The 19743-nt window shown below is 72.3% G+C and carries 18 protein-coding genes and 1 tRNA gene; 10 read left to right on the plus strand and 9 right to left on the minus strand.

From position 1 onward, the window contains the following. Positions 1–55: 55 nt before the first annotated feature. The 4 genes from O3W51_RS18245 to O3W51_RS18260 all read right to left on the minus strand — a co-directional run bounded on the left by O3W51_RS18245 (position 56) and on the right by O3W51_RS18260 (position 3094). Positions 56–817, minus strand: a complete 762-nt coding sequence (locus O3W51_RS18245; RefSeq protein WP_138359651.1) for a bestrophin-like domain — start codon at positions 815–817, stop codon at positions 56–58. Between the two features lie 62 nt (positions 818–879). Continuing rightward, on the minus strand, positions 880–1587 hold the full coding sequence (locus tag O3W51_RS18250; RefSeq protein WP_269286861.1) for a hypothetical protein: 708 nt from the start codon (positions 1585–1587) through the stop codon (positions 880–882). Positions 1588–1733: 146 nt separating this feature from the next. Further along, positions 1734–2855, minus strand: a complete 1122-nt coding sequence (locus O3W51_RS18255; protein ID WP_138356792.1) for an aminopeptidase P family protein — start codon at positions 2853–2855, stop codon at positions 1734–1736. 167 nt (positions 2856–3022) lie between these two features. Further along, positions 3023–3094 (minus strand) — tRNA-Val (locus tag O3W51_RS18260). Between the two features lie 189 nt (positions 3095–3283). On the opposite strand from O3W51_RS18260, the gene O3W51_RS18265 reads away from it, so the two are divergent. The 3 genes from O3W51_RS18265 to tmpA all read left to right on the plus strand — a co-directional run bounded on the left by O3W51_RS18265 (position 3284) and on the right by tmpA (position 6527). After that, positions 3284–4525: a hypothetical protein gene (locus O3W51_RS18265; RefSeq protein WP_138356791.1), complete on the plus strand. Its 1242-nt coding sequence runs from the start codon at positions 3284–3286 to the stop codon at positions 4523–4525. Positions 4526–4567: 42 nt separating this feature from the next. Then, complete coding sequence (locus tag O3W51_RS18270; protein WP_164294057.1) at positions 4568–4786, plus strand: FmdB family zinc ribbon protein; 219 nt, start codon at positions 4568–4570, stop codon at positions 4784–4786. Between the two features lie 112 nt (positions 4787–4898). Further along, positions 4899–6527, plus strand: coding sequence for a 2-trimethylaminoethylphosphonate dioxygenase (tmpA, locus tag O3W51_RS18275; RefSeq protein ID WP_443048300.1), 1629 nt, complete (start codon positions 4899–4901; stop codon positions 6525–6527). 63 nt (positions 6528–6590) lie between these two features. Here the strand turns inward: tmpA and O3W51_RS18280 are convergent, their stop codons facing one another. Both O3W51_RS18280 and O3W51_RS18285 read right to left on the minus strand, forming a co-directional pair. Continuing rightward, positions 6591–8534 carry a phosphocholine-specific phospholipase C gene (locus tag O3W51_RS18280; RefSeq protein ID WP_269286868.1) on the minus strand — a complete coding sequence of 648 codons (1944 nt, stop codon included), beginning with the start codon at positions 8532–8534 and terminating at the stop codon, positions 6591–6593. Positions 8535–8637: 103 nt separating this feature from the next. Beyond that, positions 8638–9366: a GntR family transcriptional regulator gene (locus O3W51_RS18285; RefSeq protein WP_138356798.1), complete on the minus strand. Its 729-nt coding sequence runs from the start codon at positions 9364–9366 to the stop codon at positions 8638–8640. 277 nt (positions 9367–9643) lie between these two features. On the opposite strand from O3W51_RS18285, the gene O3W51_RS18290 reads away from it, so the two are divergent. Genes O3W51_RS18290 through O3W51_RS18315 form a run of 6 tightly spaced genes read left to right on the plus strand, consistent with a single transcriptional unit; the run spans position 9644 to position 14928 of the window. Continuing rightward, positions 9644–10807, plus strand: coding sequence for an ABC transporter substrate-binding protein (locus tag O3W51_RS18290; protein ID WP_138356788.1), 1164 nt, complete (start codon positions 9644–9646; stop codon positions 10805–10807). Beyond that, positions 10807–11661 carry an ABC transporter permease gene (locus O3W51_RS18295; RefSeq protein WP_138356787.1) on the plus strand — a complete coding sequence of 285 codons (855 nt, stop codon included), beginning with the start codon at positions 10807–10809 and terminating at the stop codon, positions 11659–11661. Before O3W51_RS18290 ends, O3W51_RS18295 begins: the two co-directional genes overlap by 1 nt. Then, a complete protein-coding gene (locus tag O3W51_RS18300; RefSeq protein WP_138356786.1) occupies positions 11649–12533 on the plus strand; it encodes an ABC transporter permease in 885 nt (294 codons plus the stop codon). Before O3W51_RS18295 ends, O3W51_RS18300 begins: the two co-directional genes overlap by 13 nt. After that, on the plus strand, positions 12530–13633 hold the full coding sequence (locus O3W51_RS18305; protein ID WP_138356785.1) for an ABC transporter ATP-binding protein: 1104 nt from the start codon (positions 12530–12532) through the stop codon (positions 13631–13633). Before O3W51_RS18300 ends, O3W51_RS18305 begins: the two co-directional genes overlap by 4 nt. Beyond that, positions 13630–14331, plus strand: coding sequence for an HAD family hydrolase (locus O3W51_RS18310; RefSeq protein ID WP_307811581.1), 702 nt, complete (start codon positions 13630–13632; stop codon positions 14329–14331). The genes O3W51_RS18305 and O3W51_RS18310 overlap by 4 nt, the downstream gene beginning before the upstream one ends. Positions 14332–14385: 54 nt before the next feature. Next, entirely contained in the window at positions 14386–14928 is a 543-nt protein-coding gene (locus O3W51_RS18315; RefSeq protein WP_138356784.1) for a DUF4383 domain-containing protein, read from the plus strand. 193 nt (positions 14929–15121) lie between these two features. Here the strand turns inward: O3W51_RS18315 and O3W51_RS18320 are convergent, their stop codons facing one another. Continuing rightward, entirely contained in the window at positions 15122–15781 is a 660-nt protein-coding gene (locus tag O3W51_RS18320) for an O-methyltransferase (protein WP_138356783.1), read from the minus strand. 35 nt (positions 15782–15816) lie between these two features. Between O3W51_RS18320 and O3W51_RS18325 the strand changes: the two genes are divergently transcribed. Beyond that, positions 15817–16443: a nucleoside/nucleotide kinase family protein gene (locus tag O3W51_RS18325; protein WP_198359016.1), complete on the plus strand. Its 627-nt coding sequence runs from the start codon at positions 15817–15819 to the stop codon at positions 16441–16443. Positions 16444–16468: 25 nt separating this feature from the next. Here O3W51_RS18325 and O3W51_RS18330 read toward each other — a convergent pair whose 3' ends face one another. Next, on the minus strand, positions 16469–17314 hold the full coding sequence (locus O3W51_RS18330; RefSeq protein WP_138356781.1) for an HAD family hydrolase: 846 nt from the start codon (positions 17312–17314) through the stop codon (positions 16469–16471). Then, positions 17311–19731, minus strand: coding sequence for a phosphoribosyltransferase (locus O3W51_RS18335; protein ID WP_269286876.1), 2421 nt, complete (start codon positions 19729–19731; stop codon positions 17311–17313). The genes O3W51_RS18330 and O3W51_RS18335 overlap by 4 nt, the downstream gene beginning before the upstream one ends. Between the last annotated feature and the right edge of the window lie 12 nt (positions 19732–19743).

A 19743-nucleotide genomic window follows, 5' to 3' on the forward strand; every position in this document is an offset into this window, starting at 1 on the left:
GGGGTAGCCCCCCCGGGCCCACCGCCCTTCCGTCGTGCGCCCCGCTCCGGCTCCGCTACTTCAGTGCCGGGAACAGGTCCAGGAACACATCGGGGGCGACCGCGATGCCCCGGCCGAAGGGCGCGTCGAGGTCCCAGATCAGGAACAGCAGGAACGCGATGAGCGCGCTGAACAGGCCCGCCAGCAGCAGCTCCCGGCCCGAGCGGCGGATCTGCAGCGTGAAGATCAGCCCCACCGTCACCAGGGCGCCCGCGATGAGGCCGAACCACACCATCCCGGGCATCGTCGCGCCCGCGTTCTGGCCCCGCGCGGTACGCGCCTCGTCGGCCACCGCGACCTGGTCCACCACCGGCTGGTAGGCCTGGGCGTCCAGGTCCCCCTTGGGCGCGTAGTCCGTCACGTCGCGGCGCACCGCCGACAGCAGTTCCGTCCCCTTCGGGGAGAGGGTGCCGTGGTCGGCCATGTACGGCCACTCCTTGTGGACCACGTACGAGACGTACGCGTCGACGTCCGCCCGGATCCGGTCCCGCACCTCGGGCGGATACACCTGCACGCGCGTGCTGATCTCGTGCAGGGCCTGCGCCTCACGCATCACGTCGTCCTGCGCCGCACCCTGGCCCTCCCACACTCCGGCGATCGCCAGGCCCAGGACGATCGCGTAGATCACCCCGATCATCATCGTCATGTACTCGATGACGTCGGGCGTCTCGGTGGGGTCGTCGTCCACCGGGACGCGCCGCTGTCTGAGCACCACGACGGTGATGACGACCACGCAGGCCGCGGCCATCGCGATCACCAGAGCAATCCACTGCGACATGACGAACTCCTAGCTGACGTAACTGACAGCGGGTCTACGGGTCACCGGTCGTCGGAACGACGTCAACGGGCCCTGCGGTACACGTGCGAGCCCGGCCGGAGCACGGCCGCCGCGAGCAGTCCCGGCACCGTCGTGAGCAGCATCGTCATCATCAGCGGCCGCCGTTGGTGCTTGGGGGGCGCCGGGGCCGCGGCAGGGGCCGGCCAGTGGACGGCCGGGCGCGGAGGCGGGGCGTGCCGCGGCGACGGGGTCGGCGCGGGGGTGACGACGGGCTCCGGACTGCTGCTCGGCTCCGGGGCCGGCGAGGGCTCGACGCGCGGCGGCGGGGTAACCCGCGGGGGCGGGACGACCACGCGGTGCGTCGGCCTGGGCGCCGGGGTCGGCCTGGGCGCCGGGGTCGGCCTGGGCACGGGCGTCGGAACGGGCGTGGGGGTGGGACTGGGGGTCGGTGTGGGGGTGGGAGTCGGCGTCGGAGTCGGAGTCGGTTCAGGACACGACGGATGGCCCCCGTGCCAGTGCCAGTAGCAGTGGCAGTGGTGCCAACCCCAGTGCCAGTATCCGTGGCCGTGGCCGTGGCCGTGGCCGTGGCCGTGCCCGTCCTCGACGCCGTCCTCGACGCCGGGCCCGTGTCCATGGCTGTCGGGAGCCTGGACGCAGACGTGCACCGAGCCGTGCTCCACCTGGACCGTGACCGGCCCCGGACAGTCCTCGCCGGCGACCGCGACCGGTACCAGCAACCCCGAACCGCACAGGGTGGTCCCCGCCGCCACCACTGCTCCTCGCAGGGCGGCCCTTCCCCACCGATTACTCACAGGACAGATCTTGAGGCCGCGCGAACCGCGACCAGGCCCCAGTTCGAACCTGTACCCCCGAACGAATCAACGCAAGGTCGTTAAACCTCGCACCAGTTCGAATATCAGCCGACAAGGCGCATCTCGTGGGGGGTGCCGTTGAGCCGCCGACCGCCCTCCTCGGTGCATGTCACGATGTCCTCGATCCGGACCCCGAAGCGCCCCGGCAGATAGATGCCGGGCTCGATCGAGAAGCACATTCCCGGCACGATCGGCCGCTCCTCGCCCTCCACCATGTAGGGCGGCTCGTGCGTCGTCACACCGATGCCGTGGCCGACCCGGTGGATGAAGTATTCGCCGTACCCCGCGTCCGTGATGACCTTGCGGGCCACCCGGTCGATCTCCTGGCAGGCGATACCGGGCCGGACCGCCTCGAAGGCCGTCTGCTGGGCCTCGCGCACGATGTCGTGCACCTTCCGCTCCTCGTCCGAGGGCTCGCCGACGTGCACCGTGCGCGTGGTGTCGGAGCCGTAGCCGTCCTTCAGGCCGCCGAAGTCCAGCACCACCATGTCGCCCTCGGCGATGGTCCGCTCCCCCGCCTCGTGATGCGGGTTGGCGCCGTTCGGCCCGGAGCCCACGACGGTGAAGTCGACCTGGCTGTGCCCGTACGAGATCAGCAGATCCGCGAGGTCGCCCGCCACCTCGGTCTCCCGGCGGCCCGCGAACCGCACCTTCAGGATGTCCCCGTACGCGGCGTCCGCCGCCGCTCCGGCCGCCGCCAGCCGCGCCAGCTCGTGCTCGTCCTTGACCGCCCGCAGCATCGGCAGCACATCGGTCAGCGACGCGTACGCCGTACCGGGCAGCGTCCGCTGGAAGCCCAGCAGGTGCATCGCCCACGCCGAATCGGAGATCCCGTAACGCCCCTCGGGCCGCAGCAGACTGATCGCCGCGTTGTAGGGGTCCTGCCCGTCGATCCAGTCCGTCAGCAGGACCGCCCCCGCGCCCTCCGCCGTCTCGGCGTCCGGCCGCTCCAGGACCGGCACCAGCATCTGCGGCTCCTCGCCGGCGGACAGCACGAGCATCGTCAGCCGCTCGGTGATCGCCGTCGGCTGGTACCCGCACAGATAGACCAGGTCCGGGCCGGGGGTCACGACCACACCGGCCAGCCCCGCCGCGGCCGCCGCCTCCGCGGCCCGTGCCATCCGGGCCGCGTAGTCCTCCCGCGTGAACGGCTGGATACCCGCCATGACTCCTCCTGAAGCCGCCGGCCACCGGCGGACGCCGGACCGTACGGCTTCCAGCCTCAGGGCTCCCGACCTGGTGCGCGACCGGGGGCGGGCCCGCGGCACCGGCCCCGGGAACGCCGGGAGCCCCCGGCCATGGCTGGCCGGGGGCTCCCGGATGGATCGAGCGGTGGGCGTGGACGGGTTCGAACCGCCGACCAGCGCCGTGTAAAGGCGCTGCTCTACCACTGAGCTACACGCCCTCGGAACGTGAAGTGACAGATTACATCGCCGAACCCCGTGCTCCCCAACCGGATACCAAGGGCGGGTAAAGCATGGCCCGGCGTTCGGTCACGTGTCCGTGCAACCGCCCCGGGCCGTGTATTCGTCTTGGTCAGGTGGGAGACTGGAGCCGACAGACACCAGCGGCGGACCTGCGGGAGAGAGTCACTGTGACGACGGCACGCTCGTGGTGGCGGCGCGGCGACAATCTGCGCGCTGATGCCCAGGCCGCGAAGGACGCCGCCTCCCAGGCCTTCTACGAGCTGGACACCGCCCAACGGGACCTGGACCTGTCGATAGAGACCATCAGCGCCGTCGACAACTCGCCGGCCGCGCAGCGCGCGCTGGCCGGGTTCCGGGCGCTCGGCGAGCAGATCGACCAGGTCAGCGGGGCGTACATCGCCACCGTCGACGCCCATGACCTGGACCGTGACGAGCTGGACACGGCGACCGCCACCCGGGCCCGCAACGAGCTGACGAAGGCGAAGGACGACCTCGACCGGGCCAAGGCGGACCTGGAGCGGTTCGCCGCGAGCCTCGCGCCGCTGCTGGGGAAGGCCGAGACGCAGCTGGCCCGGCTGGCGCCGGCGGTGGAGCGGGCGCGGCAGGGGTTGTTGGCGGCGAGCAACGCGCTGGACGCGGTGCGGGCCGCCGGGCTGAAGGGCGACGAGCTGGCCTCGCGGCTGGCGGCGCTCTCGCCGGAGCTCACGAAGCTGAACCAGGGGGCCGGGACGCACGGCGTGCCGGAGACGCTGGCGCGCGCGGAGGACGTGCAGCGCCGTGCGGAGGCGATCCGGGCGGAGGCGTCGCGGCTTCCTGAGCAGGCGAAGGAGATCGACAAGCGGCTGGTCAGCCTGCGCACCCGCGTCGAGGCGCTGGCCACCCGGGCCGGCGGCGTCGAGCCGGTCCTCAGTGAGCTGCGGCGGCGTTTCTCGCTGGCGTGCTGGCAGGACCTGCAGCAGGTGCCGGCGCAGGCGGAGACCGCCGTGGCGCAGGCGAGCGCCAAGCTCGCGGAGGCCGCCAAGGCGCGCGACGAGCAGCGCTGGGCCGACGCGACGTCCCGGCTGAGCACGGTCCGGGCGCTGCTGGACGACGTGGACGGGTCGGTGTCCGCGGCCGGTGACCGGCTGCGCCGGCTGAACGAGGTCAGCAAGGATCCGAAGGCCGAGGTCGAGAGGACCCGGTTCGCCATCCGGGACGCGCAGCGGCTGGCGATGCAGGGCCGGACGACGCCCGAGCCCCGGCATGCCCGGCCGCTGGACGACGCGGTGGCGCGGCTGGACCGGGCGCTCGCCGCGCTGGAAGGGCGGCATCCGGACTACTGGGCCTTCCTGACGGAGACGGCGGCGGTGCGGGAGACCGTGAACCGGGTCGTCGCGAACATCCGTGAGGACCGGGCGCAGGGGCGCTGACGCTCCGCGGGGCGGTCGGCCGGCGGGGCTATTCTTCGTCGCATGCCCCGATACGAGTTTCGCTGCCGGTCCTGCGGTACCACTTTCGAGCTGAACCGGCCGATGGCCGAGTCCTCCGACCCCGCGAGCTGCCCCGAGGGGCATGACGACACGGTGAAGTTGCTGTCCGCCGTCGCCGTGGGCGGCAGCGCCGCCGCTCCCGCGTCGGGTGGCGGCGGTGGCGGTGGCGGTGGGTGCTGCGGAGGCGGCTGCTGCAGCTGACGCTCCGCGCCGTCCCGCGTCGGGACCCGGTGTTCATCCTCGCGACATGTGGCCGTCCGTCGGTCCTCATGACCGCGTGCGAGGTTCCCTTCTAAAGTTGGCTAGACAACTTATGGAGGACCGTATGGACCTGACCCGTCTCCCGGCGGCCTGGCTGCGGGACAACTGCCGCTGCGCCCAGTGCCGCGATCCGCGCAACGGCCAGAAGCTCTTCCAGATCACCGATCTGCCAACGGACTTGGCGGTCGGCGAGGTGCGGGTCGGTGAGCTCGCGTTCGAGGTGGAGTGGCTCCCCGACGGCCACCGGTCCGTCTACGGGACGGAGTGGCTCGCCTCGGCCGACCCCGACCCCGGCGACGGCAGCGGGGACAGCGGCGACGGCCGTACCGAGGCCGGCAAGCAGCTGTGGTGCGCCGCCGATCTGGACGGGCGGCTGCCCGAGGCCGGCTGGGAGGCGTATCTCGCCGACCCGGCCGAGCGGATACGGGTGCTGGAGTCCGTCCAGCGGCTCGGCTTCGCCCTGCTGCGGGACGTGCCCCGCACCGAGCGGCAGGTGCTGGCCGTCGCCGGGACGTTCGGCCATGTCCGCGAGACGAACTACGGCACGCTGTTCGACGTGCGCGTCGAGGCGGACCCGAACAACCTCGCCTTCACCGGCGCGGCGATCACCCCGCACACCGACAACCCGTACCGCGACCCCGTACCGACCCTGCAGCTGCTGCACTGTCTGACGAACGCCGCCGTCGGCGGCGACTCGGGGCTGGTCGACGGCTTCGCCGCCGCCGCGCTGCTGCGCACCGAGGACCCGGCCGCGTTCGAGGTGCTGACCCGCACCCTGGTGCCCTTCCGCTTCGACGACGCCCGCACCGCGCTGCGCGCCGACCGGCCGCTGATCGACGTGGACCCGCTCGGGCGGATCCGTGAGGTCCGCTTCAACAACCGCTCCATCGGGACGCTGCGGCTGTCGCGGGAGGCGCTGGACTCCTTCTACCGCGCCTACCGGGCCTTCGGCGAGCTGCTGGTGCGCGCGGAGCTGCGGCTGGACTTCCGGCTGGCTCCCGGCGACTGTCTCGTCTTCGACAACACCCGTCTGCTGCACGCCCGTACCGCGTTCGCCGAGAGCGGTGAGCGTCATCTGCAGGGCTGCTACGCCGACCTCGACGGGCTCGCGAGCACGCTCGCCGTGCTGCGCCGGGAGCGGCCGCTCGACGAGCTGGCCGCCCTCTTCGACGGCGCGGGCGCCGAGCAGTACCTGGGCGAGGACGTCACCCAGGCCCAGCACATGCTGCAGGCCGCTTCCCTCGCGGAGGCCGCGGGCGCCGCGCCCGCTCTCGTCGCCGCGGCGCTGCTGCACGACGTGGGTCACTTCCACGGGGCGGTGACCGGCGCGGACCTGATGGCCGGGACCGACAACCGTCACAGCCACACGGGCGCGGAGTGGCTGGCGCGGTGGTTCGGACCTGAGGTGACGGAGCCGGTGCGGCTGCACGTCGCCGCCAAGCGGTATCTGTGCGCGGTGGAGCCGGAGTACTTCGGGCGGCTGTCCGAGGCCTCGGTCCACACGCTGCGGGTCCAGGGCGGGCCGATGTCGCAGAGCGAGGTACGTGACTTCGAGGCGGAGGCCTTCGGCGCCGAGGCGGTGCGGCTGCGCCGGTGGGACGAGGGCGCCAAGGACGTACGGGTGGCGGCGGCCGCGGACTTCGCCCACTACCGGCCGCTGCTGGCAAGCCTGTTGCGGTAGGACCGCACGACCGGAGGGGGTCCGCCGAAGACTCGGGCGGACCCCCTCGGCATCAGCCGTGACCTACGGCTGCAGCCGTCCCGCGAAGCGGCGCTCGAAGCCGTCGCCGGTGTCCGCCGTCACCGTGAAGTCGTAGCGGCGTGCGGTGGCGGACGGGACGACCGCGGTCGCCGAGGCACCGGGCGCGACCGTCACCTGGTGGCCCGGGAAGGTGAACACCGCGGGCTTTCCACCCGCGTTGGTGAGCTTGAGGTGGACGCCGTCCGGCGCCTCGACCGCCGAGACCTCCGGGTGCGCCTTCGCCGGGTTGGTCCAGGTGCGGACGTCGCCCTTGTAGCCGCGCAGGAATCCGTCCGGGCCATGGGTGTCGATGTCGTACGGGCCGCCGCTGACGGCCTGGGCGCTGAAGTAGTCCGTGATGCTGCCGCCCACGGGCAGCGTGTAGCGCCAGGCGCCGAACTTGCGGTGGTTGACGGTGTACATCGACAGGCCGGCGCCGAGGGAGCCGAGGTTGTCCACGGTGATCCAGATCAGGCCCTTGGCGGTGTCGGTCCGCGAGGACGAGCCGAAGCGGTAGCCGGTGGGCAGCGCCGGGCGGTCGCCCGGCTCCACCTCGGGGAAGTGCTGGACCACCGGCGGGAAGAGCGGCGGGAGCACCTTCTTGTGCTGCTCGGCCAGGTCCGCCAGGAGCTTCTTGGTGTCGGGCAGGGCGGGGAACGTCGTGGTGGACGTCCGGAAGTCGAACGCCGACATCAGGTCGCCGCAGACGGTGCGGCGCCAGGCGGAGATGTTGGGCTCGCGCACCCCCGTCCAGTTCTCCAGGAACCGCAGGACCGACGTGTGGTCGAAGACCTCGGAGTTGATGCGGCCGCCGCGGCTCCAGGGCGATATGACGATCATCGGGACGCGCGGGCCGAGCCCGATGGGCGCGCCGTTGATGAACTCGTCCGGGGTGCCGGCGGGGGCGGCCGGCGGGATGACGTGGTCGAAGAAGCCGTCGTTCTCGTCGTAGTTGAGCAGGACGACGGTCTTGGCCCAGACCTCGGGGTGGGCGGCGAGCGCCTCCAGCACGTAGGAGGAGGTGAAGTCGGCGCCCTGGGCCGGCGGGTGGTTGGGGTGCTCCGACTGGTCGGTGGGGGCCACCACCCAGCTGACGGCGGGCAGTTTTCCGTTGGCCACGTCCTGGGCGAAGTCGTCCGCACCGCGCTTGACCATGCCGTTCACGTAGAGCGGGGAGTCCTTGGAGGCGTTCTGGTACTGCCTGAACCAGGCCAGGGCGTTGTCGTCGTAGTTGTCCTCCTGCTGGTAGACCTTCCAGGAGATGCCCGCTGCCTGCAGCCGCTCCGGATAGGTCGTCCAGGTGTAGCCCTTCTCGCTGTTGTCGACGACCGGGCCGCCGGCGGTGCCGCGCGGGTCGACCGTCCCGGACCACAGGTAGAGGCGGTTGGGGTTGGTGGACGCCATGGTGGAACAGAAGTACTGGTCACAGAGGGTGAAGGCATCGGCGAGCGCGTACTGGAAGGGGATGTCCTGGCGCCGGTAGTAGCCCATCGTGTACCAGGACTTGGCGGGGATCCAGTTGTTGTACTGGCCGTTGGCCCAGGCGCTGTGGGTGCCGTCCCAGGAGTGGTCCAGGTCGAAGATCCGCTGGGCGTCGGAGGTGGTGGTGTCCAGGTGCCAGGGCAGCAGGCTGGTGCCGCCGACGGAGCCGAGCAGCCGCTGGTGCAGCACGTCGGAGCCGTTCGGGAAGCGGAGCAGCGAGCTGTCGCCGTAGCCGCGGGCGCCGCTCAGGGTGCCGAAGTAGTGGTCGAAGGAGCGGTTCTCCTGCATCAGGACCACGACGTGTTCGACATCGTCCAGCGTGCCCTGTCGTGCGGGCTCGGCCAGCGCCTGCTGCAGGCCGGCGGGCAGGACGCCGGTGCCGATGGCCGCGCCGGTGGCGACGGCCGAACCGAGCAGCGTGCGGCGGGACATGCCGGTTCCGGGCAGGCGGGAGAGGGCGGACACGGTGCCTCCTGGTCAGAGAGGTGCGGGGGTTACTCGCGGTTACTGGCGAGTAGGATGATGACAGTCGCACATGAACAGGGGAAGACCGGAGACAGACGTTTCGTCAGATTCCCGTGCGACGGGACAGTGAGGTGACCGCCGTCGAGTTGTGGACGGTGAAGGCCACCGTTCCCGGCAAGTAGCGGTCCTGCGACCACTCCACCGGGGAACCCGCCGGATCGGTGGTGCGGCGCCGCTCACGCAGCAGCGGATCGCCCACCAGGCAGCCGAGCAGCCGGGCGTCGTCGGCGTCGGCGAGGGCCAGGTCGATGGTGTGGTGGGCGTCGGTGAACAGCACGCCCTGCTCCTGGAGCGGCACGGTGTGCGAGACCGCGTGCGGGTCCAGCGCCTCGACGAGGGCGCCTATGTGCTCGGGGTAGACGGTGCGCTCCACCATCACCGGGACGCCGGACAGGGTGCGGACCCGCAGCACGCGGTAGACCTCGGCGTCCGGTTCCAGCCGGAGTTGTTCACGTTCGACCTCGTCGGCGGGACTGCGGATGATCTCCACCACCCGGCCGCCGGGCTCCTCGCCGATGGAGCGGGCCCAGCGGGTGAAGCTGAGCAGCTCGCCGAAGCTCTGCACCCGGGCGGTGCCCAGCACGACGCGGCGGGTGCCGCGCCTGGAGGTGACCAGCCCGTCGGCCCGCAGTACGGCCAGGGCCTGGCGCACGGTGCCGCGCGAGACGCCGTAGCGGGTGGCGAGTTCGCCCTCGGCCGGCAGTCGGCCGCCGGACCCGTAGGCGCCGTCGGCGATGGCCTGCCGGAGGTCGGCGGCCACCTTCCGGTACATCGTCTGCCGGCCGTCCGCCACGCTGCTCCCCCACGTCGATCACTGCTCCGGCGACCGAGCCTAGATCCTGTCCGCCGGATCACCCACGGACGGCCCACCGACGGACCGCACTCCGACCCTAACCGCCGAATCAACCGCCGATTCCGGGGCAACCGCGTCATTCCCGCGGCCGACACCGGAACGCAGTGGCGCGTTCATCCGCCGGACACTGGACTGCGGCGTACTGAGGTCGTCATTGTTCGAGTTGTACAGCCAACCCTGGCTATCTCCCGTCCCCATGGAGAGTCTCGTGATTCTGCCCCGCCCCCGGGCCGCCGGCCTCGCAGGTGTCCTCGCCATAGCTGCGCTCGGCCTCAGTGCCTGCGGCGCCGCACCCACCGAGAGCACGGCGGCCGACGGCAAGAAGAGTGCCGCCACCGCCACCTCCGCCGCCGAGTTCGGCGGGATGGACGCCCTGGTCGCCGCCGCGAAGAAGGAGGGCAAGCTCAACGCGATCGCCCTGCCGCGCGACTGGGCCAACTACGGCGCGCTCATCGACGGCTTCAGCAAGAAGTACGGCATCAAGGTCGAGGTCGAGAACCCCGACGCCTCCAGCCAGATCGAGATCTCCGCGATCAGCACCCGCAAGGGCCAGGACCGCGCCCCCGACGTCGTCGACCTCGGCAGCGCCTTCGCGCTGAGCGGCGCCTCGCAGGGCCTGTTCGCCTCGTACAAGGTCGCGGACTACGAGAAGATCCCGGCGGCGCAGAAGGACGCACAGGCGCGCTGGTACTACGACTACGGCGGCTACGTCTCGATCGGCTGCGACGCCAAGCGCGTCAAGGAGTGCCCCTCGACCTTCGCGGACCTCCTCAAGCCGCAGTACAAGGGCCAGGTGGCGCTGAACGGCAACCCGACGAAGTCCGGTTCGGCCTTCGGCGGCGTCTACGCGGCGGCCATCGCCAACAAGGGCTCGTTCGACAACATCCAGCCCGGTCTGGACTTCTTCGGGCAGCTGAAGAAGTCGGGCAACTACAACCCGGTGGAGTCCACCCCGGCGACCGTCCAGAAGGGCGAGACGCCGATCAGCATCGACTGGGACTACCTCAACGCGGGTTACACCGACGAGTTCAAGACGAAGAACGTGGACTGGAAGGTCTCCATCCCCAGCGACGGCGTCTACGCCCAGTACTACGCGCAGGCCGTGAACAAGGACGCGCCGCACCCGGCCGCCGCCCGCCTGTGGGAGGAGTACCTGTACAGCGCCGAGGGCCAGAACCTGTGGCTCAAGGGCTACGCCCGTCCCGTGCTGATGGACGCCCTCAAGCAGGCCGGCACGCTCGACGCCGCTGCCGCCGCCAAGCTGCCGGCCGTCGCCGGCACCCCGGCCTTCCCGACGCCCGCGCAGGTGGACGCGGCCAAGAAGACCGTCACCCAGGGCTGGGCCAAGGCCGTCGCCTGATGACCCTGAGGACCAAGGCGCCGGCCGGCATGCTGGCGGCGCTGCCACTCGTGCTGTTCATGCTGGTGGCGTTCGGCCTGCCCGCCGTCGCCATGCTGACCGGTGCCTTCAGTACCTCGAGTGACGCGCCCGGCGGCGCGCAGTGGACGACGGCGAACCTCACGGACTCCGTGCAGGGCGCCTACCTCACCGGGCTGGTCAGCAGCGTCAAGCTGTCGGCGCTGTCCGCACTGCTCGCCGCCGTGCTCGGACTCCCCCTCGCGCAGGCCGTGGTGACCTCGCGTCACCGCGCCCTGCGCGAGGGTGTCCTCGCGGCGTCCGGCGTGCTCGCCAACTTCGGCGGGGTACCGCTCGCCTTCGCCTTCATCGCCACCCTCGGCAACGCGGGCGTCCTCACCGAGCACCTGGGCCTGACCGGTGCCGGCTGGAGCCTGTACACGTTCTGGGGCCTGGTCATCGTCTACCTCTACTTCCTGCTGCCGCTGATGGTCCTGGCCATCACCCCGGCGCTGGAGGGCCTGCGCACGCAGTGGCGCGAGGCCGCGCAGAACAACGGCGCCACCGGCTTCCAGTACTGGCGGTACGTCGCGCTGCCGGTGCTGGCCCCGTCCCTGCTCGGCGGCTACGTGCTGCTCTTCGGCAGCGCCTTCGCCGCCTACGCCACGGCCGCCGCGCTGGGCAGCGGCTCGGTGCCGCTGATCACCGTGCAGATCGCCGACGCGCTGTCCGGCAACGTCCTGGTCGGCCAGGGCAACATCGCGCTCGCGCTCAGCCTGGACATGGTCGTGGTCGCCGGGCTCGTCATGGCGGTCTACGTCCCCCTCCAGCGAAGGAGCGCACGATGGCTCGACTGACCCGCAAGCCGCTGTGGCGCGGCGCCGTCGGCCTGCTGGCCGGCCTGTACTTCCTGGTCCCGGTGGCCGCCTCGGTGATCTTCACCGTGGACGTCCCGGGCCAGGGCTTCACCCTGGACGCGTACAGCGGCATCGTCAGCGCGGACGGCTTCACCGACAGCCTGCTGCTCACCCTGGAGCTGGCCGCCGCGACCATCGTCCTGGTGATGGTGCTGCTGGTCCCGGCGCTCGTCGCGGTGCGCCTCGGCGCTCCCCGGCTGCGGCCGGTCCTGGAGATCATCTGCTCGCTGCCGCTGGTGGTCCCGTCGGTGGCGCTGGTCTCCGGCTACAGCAGCGTGCTGCGCTGGGGCCCGGAACACCTGTCGCGCACCCCGCTGTTCCAGACGTTCACCGCCGTGCAGGACAAGCGGTTCCCGTTCGTCCTGGTCCTCGCCTACACGGTGATGGCGCTGCCGCTCGCCTACCGGGCGCTGGACTCCGGGCTGCGCGCGGTCGACGTCCGCGTCCTGGTGGAGGCCGCGCGCAGCTGCGGCGCGAGCGCTCCGCGGGCCGTCCTGCAGGTGGTGCTGCCCAACCTGCGCGGCGCGCTGCTGAACGCGTCCTTCCTCACCCTCGCGCTGGTTCTCGGCGAGTACACCGTCGGCGCCCTGCTCGGGTACCAGCCGTTCGCGGTGTGGATCGTCAACACCGGAGGCAACCAGGCGCAGTTGTCGGTGGCCGTCTCGGTGCTGAGCCTGGTGGTCACCTGGATGCTGCTGCTGGTGTTCGCCGCCCTGGGCCGGCCCCGCGACCGGTCCCGTTCCCTGTCCCGCTCCCGCCGGGCCGGCCGCGACGCGGCCGCTCCCGCACCCATCGCACAGGAGGTGGCATGACCGCCGCCACGGCTTCCACCAAGGCCACCACGTCCGCCCCGGACCCCGCGGACTCCTCGACGGCCACCACCGTCGAGTTCCGCGCGCTCAGCAAGTCGTTCGGCGCCACCGTGGCGCTCGACGGCCTGGACCTGACCGCCCGTCCCGGTGAGCTGCTCGCGCTGCTCGGCCCGTCCGGCTGCGGCAAGACCACCGCGCTGCGGATGCTGGCCGGCTTCGAACGTCCCGACTCCGGCCAGGTCCTGGTCGACGGCCAGGACATCAGCGGGGTGCCCGCGCACCGCCGCGACGCCGGGATGGTCTTCCAGTCGTACAGCCTCTTCCCGCACCTGACGGCCGCCGACAACGTCGCGTTCGGCCTGAAGATGCGGCGGACCGGCGCCGCCGAGCGCCGGAAGCGCGCCCATGAACTGCTGGAGCTGGTCGGGCTGCCGCAGCACGCCGACCGCTTCCCGCACCAGCTCTCCGGCGGCCAGCAGCAGCGCGTGGCGCTCGCCCGCGCGCTGGCGCTGCGGCCCAAGGTGCTGCTGCTGGACGAACCGCTGTCCGCGCTGGACGCCAAGGTCCGGGTGACGCTGCGCGAGGAGATCAGGCGGCTGCAGCAGGAGCTGCGGATCACCACCGTCTTCGTCACGCACGACCAGGAGGAGGCGCTGTCGACGGCCGACCGGGTCGCGGTGATGCGCGACGGCCGGCTGGAGCAGGTCGCGGCCCCCGCCGAGCTGTACGACACGCCCGCGACGGCGTTCGTCGCCGAGTTCGTCGGCACCATGAACCGGCTGCCGGGCGTCATGGCGGACGGTGACGTGGAGGTGCTCGGACAGCGGCTGCCGGTGCGCGGCGCCGCCCCGGCGCAGGGCCCGGTGGACGTCCTGGTCCGGCCGGAGGCCCTGGAGGCCACCGCCGACGGCGAGGGCCGCTCCCGGGTGCTCACCGCCGCCTTCCACGGCTCGGTCACCCGTCTCACCCTGTCGCTGCCGGACGGCGCGACGGTCAAAGCGGACGTGCCCAGCCACCGCGCGGCCACCCTGCCGGCCGGCGCGACCGTCACCGTGACCCTCCCGCAGCGCCCCGTGCTCGTCGACGGACCCACCGCGTGACGCTTCAGGCGGTGCTCTTCGACATGGACGGCACGCTGGTCGACACCGAGGGGGTGTGGTGGGACACGGTCGCCGAGACCGCGTCGGCGCTCGGCTACACGCTGACCGACGCGGACGTCCCCGACGTGCTGGGCCGGTCCGTCGACCACACCACCGGCCATCTGCTCACGGCCACCGGGACCGCCCGCACCCGTGAGCACCTGGCGGCGGAGCTGGACGCCCGCTTCGCCGAGCTGGTGGCCCGCGAGGTACGGCCGCGCCCCGGTGCGACCGTGCTGCTGGCCCGGCTGCGCGCGGAGGGGGTGACGACGGCGCTGGTGTCCGCCTCGCCGCGGCGCGTCGTGGAGCTGGTGCTCGACGTGCTCGGCCGGGAGAACTTCGCGGTCTCCGTCACCGCCGACGACACCCCCCGCACCAAGCCCGCTCCGGACCCGTATCTGGCCGCCGCCCGGCTGCTCGGCGCCGATCCGGCCCGCTGCGTCGCCGTGGAGGACACCCCCACCGGGGTGGCCTCCGCCGAGGCCGCGGGGTGCCAGGTGCTGGCCGTGCCGTCCGTCGTGCCGATCCTGCCCGCACCGGGCCGGACGGTGCTGCGCAGCCTGGAGCAGGCGGGGCCCGCGCTGCTGCGCTCCCTCGTCGCGGACCGGGCGGCAGCCGGCGGAACAGTTGATGAAGAGGCCCGCCGGGAGGATGCTTGAGTTAAGTGGGGCATGTGGTTCCGCTTGCCCCCGCTTCCGCCAAGGAGGCCGCTCATGGTCATACGACTCGACGAGCATCTGCCCGCTGATCACCGGCTGAGCCAGGTCTACCGCGTCGGCGCGGGCCTCACGGGGCTGGTGCTGCTGGTCTTCGGCATCCTGGGGCTACTGAACCAGGTCCCGTTCCTGGACACCCACGGTGACACGGTGGCTGGACTCAACACCAACGGCACGCTGAGTGTCCTGTCGATCGCCGTCGGACTGCTGCTCTTCGCGGGCATGGTCATCGGCGGGAACATCGCCTCGAACCTGAACATGGTCCTCGGGACCCTGTTCATCCTCAGCGGCTTCGTGAATCTCGCCCTGCTGGACAGCAGCCACAACTTCCTGGCGTTCGAGATGCCCAACGTGATCTTCAGCTTCGTCGTCGGCATCATGCTCCTCATGTTCGGCATGTACGGCCGCGTCACCGGCGGCCTCCCGCACGACAACCCGTACTGGCGACAGCGCCACCCCGAAGCGGCGGCGCGCGAGGCGGCGGCACGAGCGGCTGCGGCCGCCCGCCGGACCCCGCCTCGCGGGCTGCCTCAGCATTAGGGCCTGTCCGGCGGATCAGGGGCGGTCCAGGCGTCGTCTGGTGCGGTAGATCGCAAGGCGCCGGAATGCCCGCATACGCTTTTGTATGTGGGTGTTTCGGCAACGCCGCGAGCTGCCGTGCCAGGCGGCGAAGGGGCCGCCCCTGATCCGCCGGACAGGCCCTGGCACCGGTCGCCGGAACGCCCGGGAGGAGCTACCGCCTGCGGGCGATGGTGAGGCCGTCCGCGACGGTGAGCAGTACGTCGTCCATCCGGTCGTCCGAGCGCACCCGGTCGTTGAAGGCGCGGATGGCCGCCGCGGGGCCCTCGACGGCCGGATCGGCGACCGCACCGTGGAAGAGCGTGTTGTCGGCGACGATCAGGCCGCCGGGGTTCATCCGCGGCACCAGCTCCTCCCAGTACGCGACGTAACTGACCTTGTCCGCGTCGAGGAAGACGAAGTCGATCCACGGCCCCTCGGGCAGCGCGCGCAGCGTGTCCAGTGCCGGAGCGATCCGCAGGTCGATCCGGTCCGCCACGCCCGCCTTCGCCCAGGCCTCGCGGCCGACGGCCGTCCACTCCTCGGAGACGTCACAGGCGATGAGCTGTCCGTCCGCCGGCATCGCCTGGGCCATCGACAGAGTGGAGAACCCGGTGAACGTGCCGACCTCGACGATGCGGCGGGCCCCGACCAGCCGCACCAGGAAGGCGAGCAGCGGGCCCTGCTCCTCCGCGGTCTGCAGTCCTGAGACATCCGCGAGCCGGGTGTGGGTGAGCTCGACGAGTTCCCGCTGCACCGGGTCCAGCGGCGGGTTGTGCGCGAGTACATATGCGTACAGCTCGGGGGTGAGCTGCGGATTCTTCGTCTCGTACAAGGCTTCTCCTCGGATGGACGCTTAAGGTGACGGGCATGCTCGTCGATGACGCCATCGCCCTTGTGCCCAGCATTCCAGGCCGCAGGGCCCTGCTGGGGATGGCGGGCGCGCCCGCCGCGGGCAAGTCCACCCTCGCCCGCCGGCTGGTCGGCGGGGTCAACGCGCGGCTCGGCGCGGACATGGCGGCGTACGTCCCGATGGACGGTTTCCATCTGTCCAACGCCCAGTTGGCACGGCTGGGCCGGGCCGGCCGCAAGGGCGCGCCCGACACCTTCGACGTCGACGGCTACGTCCAGCTGCTGCGCCGGCTGCGCTCCAGCCATGAACGCCCCGTCTACGTCCCCGAGTTCGACCGCCGGCTGGAGGAGCCGATCGCCGCGGGCCTGGTCGTCCTCCCGCAGGTGCGGCTGATCGTCACGGAGGGGAACTACCTGGCCGACGACGGGCCGGGCTGGGAGGCGGTACGCGATCTGCTCGACGAACTGTGGTTCGTCGACGCCCCGCAGGCGGTACGCGAGCGCCGGCTGCTGCGCCGCCACATCCGCGGCGGGCGCAGCGAACCCGAGGCGCACGCCTTCATAGCGTCCAGCGAGCGCCCCAACGCGGACCGGGTCGAGGCCGCCCGCGCCAACTGCAACCGGGTGGTCACCACCAGGGAGTGACCAACGGCCTACGCCGAGAGCGGTGTCAGGCGGCCGCGGCACCGTCCTCCGCGCCGGCCGCGACCTGCGCGAGCATCCGCCGCAGGATCTCCTCGCCCGCAGCGACACCCACCGTGGCGAGCGGCGTCACATGCGGCGCCCGCCAGCCGCTGTCCGCCAGTTCGCCGTGCCCCGGCTGCCAGCCGGCGTCGGCGGCCATCAGCAGATCGGCGTCCAGAAGGGAGTCGCCCGCGGCCAGCACCTGGTCGGCACCGGTCCGCCGGACGACCTCCTCGAGCGCCGCGCTCTTGCGCAGCGGCTTGGGGACCGTGTAGATCTTCCGGCCCTGCAGCGACACCGTCCAGCCGCGGCTGTCGGCCCACTCGGTGAGGTCCTTCACGAAGTTCTCGGGCAGCAGCGACCGCTCCACCACGAGATACGCGAACAGGTCCTCGGCCACCCGCTCCTTGCGCAGCCACGCCGGGTCCGTCACCCGCGCCAGATGCGCGCGCACCTCGGCCAGCGGCACCGAACCGTCCGCGAGGCGGCGGCGCATCTCGGCGTTCCAGTCCTGGTCGGTGCGGCCGTCGACCAGCAGATGGCCGCCGTTCGCGCAGATCGCGAATCGCGGTACCGGGCCCGGCAGACTGATCCGCCGGTACTGCTTGCGCGTCCGGGTGGTGGCCGGCACGAACTCCGCCTCGGCGGCCAGCCGCTGCACCAGCGCGGCGGCCGTCTCCGTCAGGAACGACAGCGGCTTCGCCTCGTGCACCTCGACGCAGAGCAGCCGCGGCGCCTGCTCGTCGGGCATGCCGAGCGCGAGCGCGGCCGAGGAGTAGATCAGCGTCCGGTCCAGGTCGCTGGCGGCGAGGGTACGGAATCCGGCGCTCATCGGGCGACCGCCTTGCCGTCGGTACCGGTGGCGCCTCTGGTGAACCGCGGGTGGATCAGGCCGACACACGAGTACGGCAGCCCGTCCACCTCCTCCACCGGCACCCCGCGCTGCTCGGCGAGCAGCCGGACGTGGTCCAGGTCCGCGCCGGCGCCGCGCTGCGCCAGGATCTTCCACGGGACGCGGCGCAGCAGCACCCGCGTCGTCTCGCCGACACCGGGCTTGACGAGGTTCACGTCCCCGATGCCGTACTCCTCGCTGATCCGCTCGACGGCGGCCCAGCCCTCCCAGGTGGGGCTGCGGTCCTGCGACCGCAGTGCCTTCACGTCCTCGGCGACCGCGTCGGCGACGTCGTCGAAGCGGGCCGTCACCGTGTCCAGGAAGAGCCCGGAGACATCCGCGCCGGCCAGCTCCTGGTAGAACTTCCCGCCGTGGAACTCGTCGGGCCCGATCAGGTCCGCGCGCAGCACGGTGCGCGAGATGAGCCCGGAGACGGTGGAGTTGAGGCAGGCGGAGGGGATGAGGAAGTCGTCACGGGTGCCGTAGGTGCCCACGCAGCCGCCCGGGTCCGCGAGCACCGCGATGTCCGGGTCGAAGTTCCCGAACGGCTTGACGGCCTCGGCCAGTTCCCGGGTGATCGCGCCCTTGCCGGTCCAGCCGTCGACGAAGACGACCTGCTCCGGGTCGTGGTGCTCGGCCAGCCAGCGCAGCGCGGTGGTGTCGATGCCCCGGCCGCGCACGATCGACACGGCGTAGTGCGGCAGGTCCAGGCCGTGCGCGTGCCGCGCCCAGCGGCGCATCAGCACCCCGACCGGGGTGCCGGCGCGCGCCAGCGAGACGAGTACGGCGTCCGGGCCGCGCTCGGCGAGCACCAGCTCGGTGACGGCGCCCACCGCCCGCGCGATCCGGTCGGCCGAGGTGTCCAGCGCGGCGCGGAACAGCGCCTGGTACGCCTCGCTCGGCTGGTACTCCACCGGCAGCGACTCCGCGTAGTGCGCCCCACCGCTCTGGATCGCCTCCTCGCGCTCCTCGGTCGGCGCCTCCAGCTCGACGTCCGACAGGTCCTTCAGCAACCACCCGACCTCGTCCGCCGCGTACGACGAGAACGCCGGACCGCGCAGGGGGGAGGGAAGCGTGGGGGTCTGGGCCATCTGCTGAACCTGTCCGTTCGGTTGGTACGCGGGCACGACCGCGAGCAGTACCTGCCCGGTGTGAGCCGCGAGATGCGCGAGCAGCCCGTCGGGCGCGTGCAGCGCCGGGGTGTCCCCCGCCGAGTCCACGACGGCGACGATCACGTCGAAGCCGCCGCCCGCGACGTTGTAGGCGTAGCGCGGGCCGGGCCCGTCGGAGGGGTCGTCGTGCGCGGGGAAGACGATCCGGCTGCGGATCGCATAGCCGGGGTCGTCCACGGCCAGCACGGGCGAGCGGGTAGTGGTGGAGAACCGGACCTCGGCACCGGTCCCGTCCTGGATCTCCTGGGCGAGCCGCAGCGGCGCGTACATCAGCTCCTCGTTGCCGAGGACGAGGATGCGGCGCGGGTCCTGCGCCGGGAGCGCCAGGCGGACCGCCTCGGCCATCGACGGCAGCGCCGCCTCCAGCCGCTCCCGGTCCGCGGGCGTGAAGCCGTGCCGTCCACCGTCCGGCAGCCCTTGGGGCCAGCCGAGGTCCACCCGGACCGCCTCGTACGCCGTCGCGGGCGCGGGCGGCGGGGTGACGCTCGCCCTGACGAGCGCCTGGCCGCGTTCCCGCACGCCCTCCGGCAGCCGGACCGTGCCGGACGCCAGCGACAGCAGGTCGATGCGCGCGCCGAGCCCGGCCGCGAACTCCGTCAGCCGCTCCCGGTCCGCGTCCGACCGCATGTCGACGAGCGCGACGACCACGTAGTGGGCGCGCGGGTGGCGGGCGTGCAGGTCCCTGATCGTGTTGAGGACGGTCTGACCGGTCGAGAACTCGTCGTCGACCAGCACCAGCGGCCCGTCCCCGGTCAGCAGCCCTGGATCCGCCGGCAGCAGCAGATGACCGGTCGCGTGGCTGTGCTCCTCCTCGAAGCCGCCGGCCGCCGCGACCCCGGCGACCACGCGCCGCGTCGAGTGCAGATACGGCGCGAGGGCGACCCCGTCGGCCACCGCGTGCCCCAGGCCCGTCGCGGTCTCCGCGTAGCCGAGCACGACGGACCGCGCGGCCTCCTCGTCACCGAGCAGCTCCCGCACCCGGCGGCCGAGGCCGTACCCGGCGGTGTGGACGTCGAAGGGGTGCTGGGGAACGTGCTTGCCCAGCACGTTCGACACCAGCAGGTGCGCGCGCTTCGGGTTGTCCCGCAGCGCGAGCCCGAGCAGCTCGCTCAGCCCCTCCCCTTCGAGGGCGATGTCCAGCCGGTCGGCGACCCACTGGCCGGACCATGTCGGTGTTGCTGCCATGCGGTGGTTCTC

Source organism: Streptomyces sp. H39-C1 (assembly GCF_027158125.1).
Taxonomy (GTDB): domain Bacteria; phylum Actinomycetota; class Actinomycetes; order Streptomycetales; family Streptomycetaceae; genus Actinacidiphila; species Actinacidiphila fildesensis.

Bases quoted from the DNA above. Each gene is read 5' to 3' on its own strand.
- O3W51_RS18245 (WP_138359651.1), bottom strand. From the start codon at position 817: ATGTCGCAGTGGATTGCTCTGGTGATCGCGATGGCCGCGGCCTGCGTG.
- O3W51_RS18255 (WP_138356792.1), bottom strand. From the start codon at position 2,855: ATGGCGGGTATCCAGCCGTTCACGCGGGAGGACTACGCGGCCCGGATG.
- O3W51_RS18270 (WP_164294057.1), top strand. From the start codon at position 4,568: ATGCCCCGATACGAGTTTCGCTGCCGGTCCTGCGGTACCACTTTCGAG.
- tmpA (WP_443048300.1), top strand. From the start codon at position 4,899: ATGGAGGACCGTATGGACCTGACCCGTCTCCCGGCGGCCTGGCTGCGG.
- O3W51_RS18285 (WP_138356798.1), bottom strand. From the start codon at position 9,366: ATGTACCGGAAGGTGGCCGCCGACCTCCGGCAGGCCATCGCCGACGGC.
- O3W51_RS18290 (WP_138356788.1), top strand. From the start codon at position 9,644: ATGGAGAGTCTCGTGATTCTGCCCCGCCCCCGGGCCGCCGGCCTCGCA.
- O3W51_RS18295 (WP_138356787.1), top strand. From the start codon at position 10,807: ATGACCCTGAGGACCAAGGCGCCGGCCGGCATGCTGGCGGCGCTGCCA.
- O3W51_RS18300 (WP_138356786.1), top strand. From the start codon at position 11,649: ATGGCTCGACTGACCCGCAAGCCGCTGTGGCGCGGCGCCGTCGGCCTG.
- O3W51_RS18305 (WP_138356785.1), top strand. From the start codon at position 12,530: ATGACCGCCGCCACGGCTTCCACCAAGGCCACCACGTCCGCCCCGGAC.
- O3W51_RS18315 (WP_138356784.1), top strand. From the start codon at position 14,386: ATGGTCATACGACTCGACGAGCATCTGCCCGCTGATCACCGGCTGAGC.
- O3W51_RS18325 (WP_198359016.1), top strand. From the start codon at position 15,817: ATGCTCGTCGATGACGCCATCGCCCTTGTGCCCAGCATTCCAGGCCGC.
- O3W51_RS18330 (WP_138356781.1), bottom strand. From the start codon at position 17,314: ATGAGCGCCGGATTCCGTACCCTCGCCGCCAGCGACCTGGACCGGACG.
- O3W51_RS18335 (WP_269286876.1), bottom strand. From the start codon at position 19,731: ATGGCAGCAACACCGACATGGTCCGGCCAGTGGGTCGCCGACCGGCTG.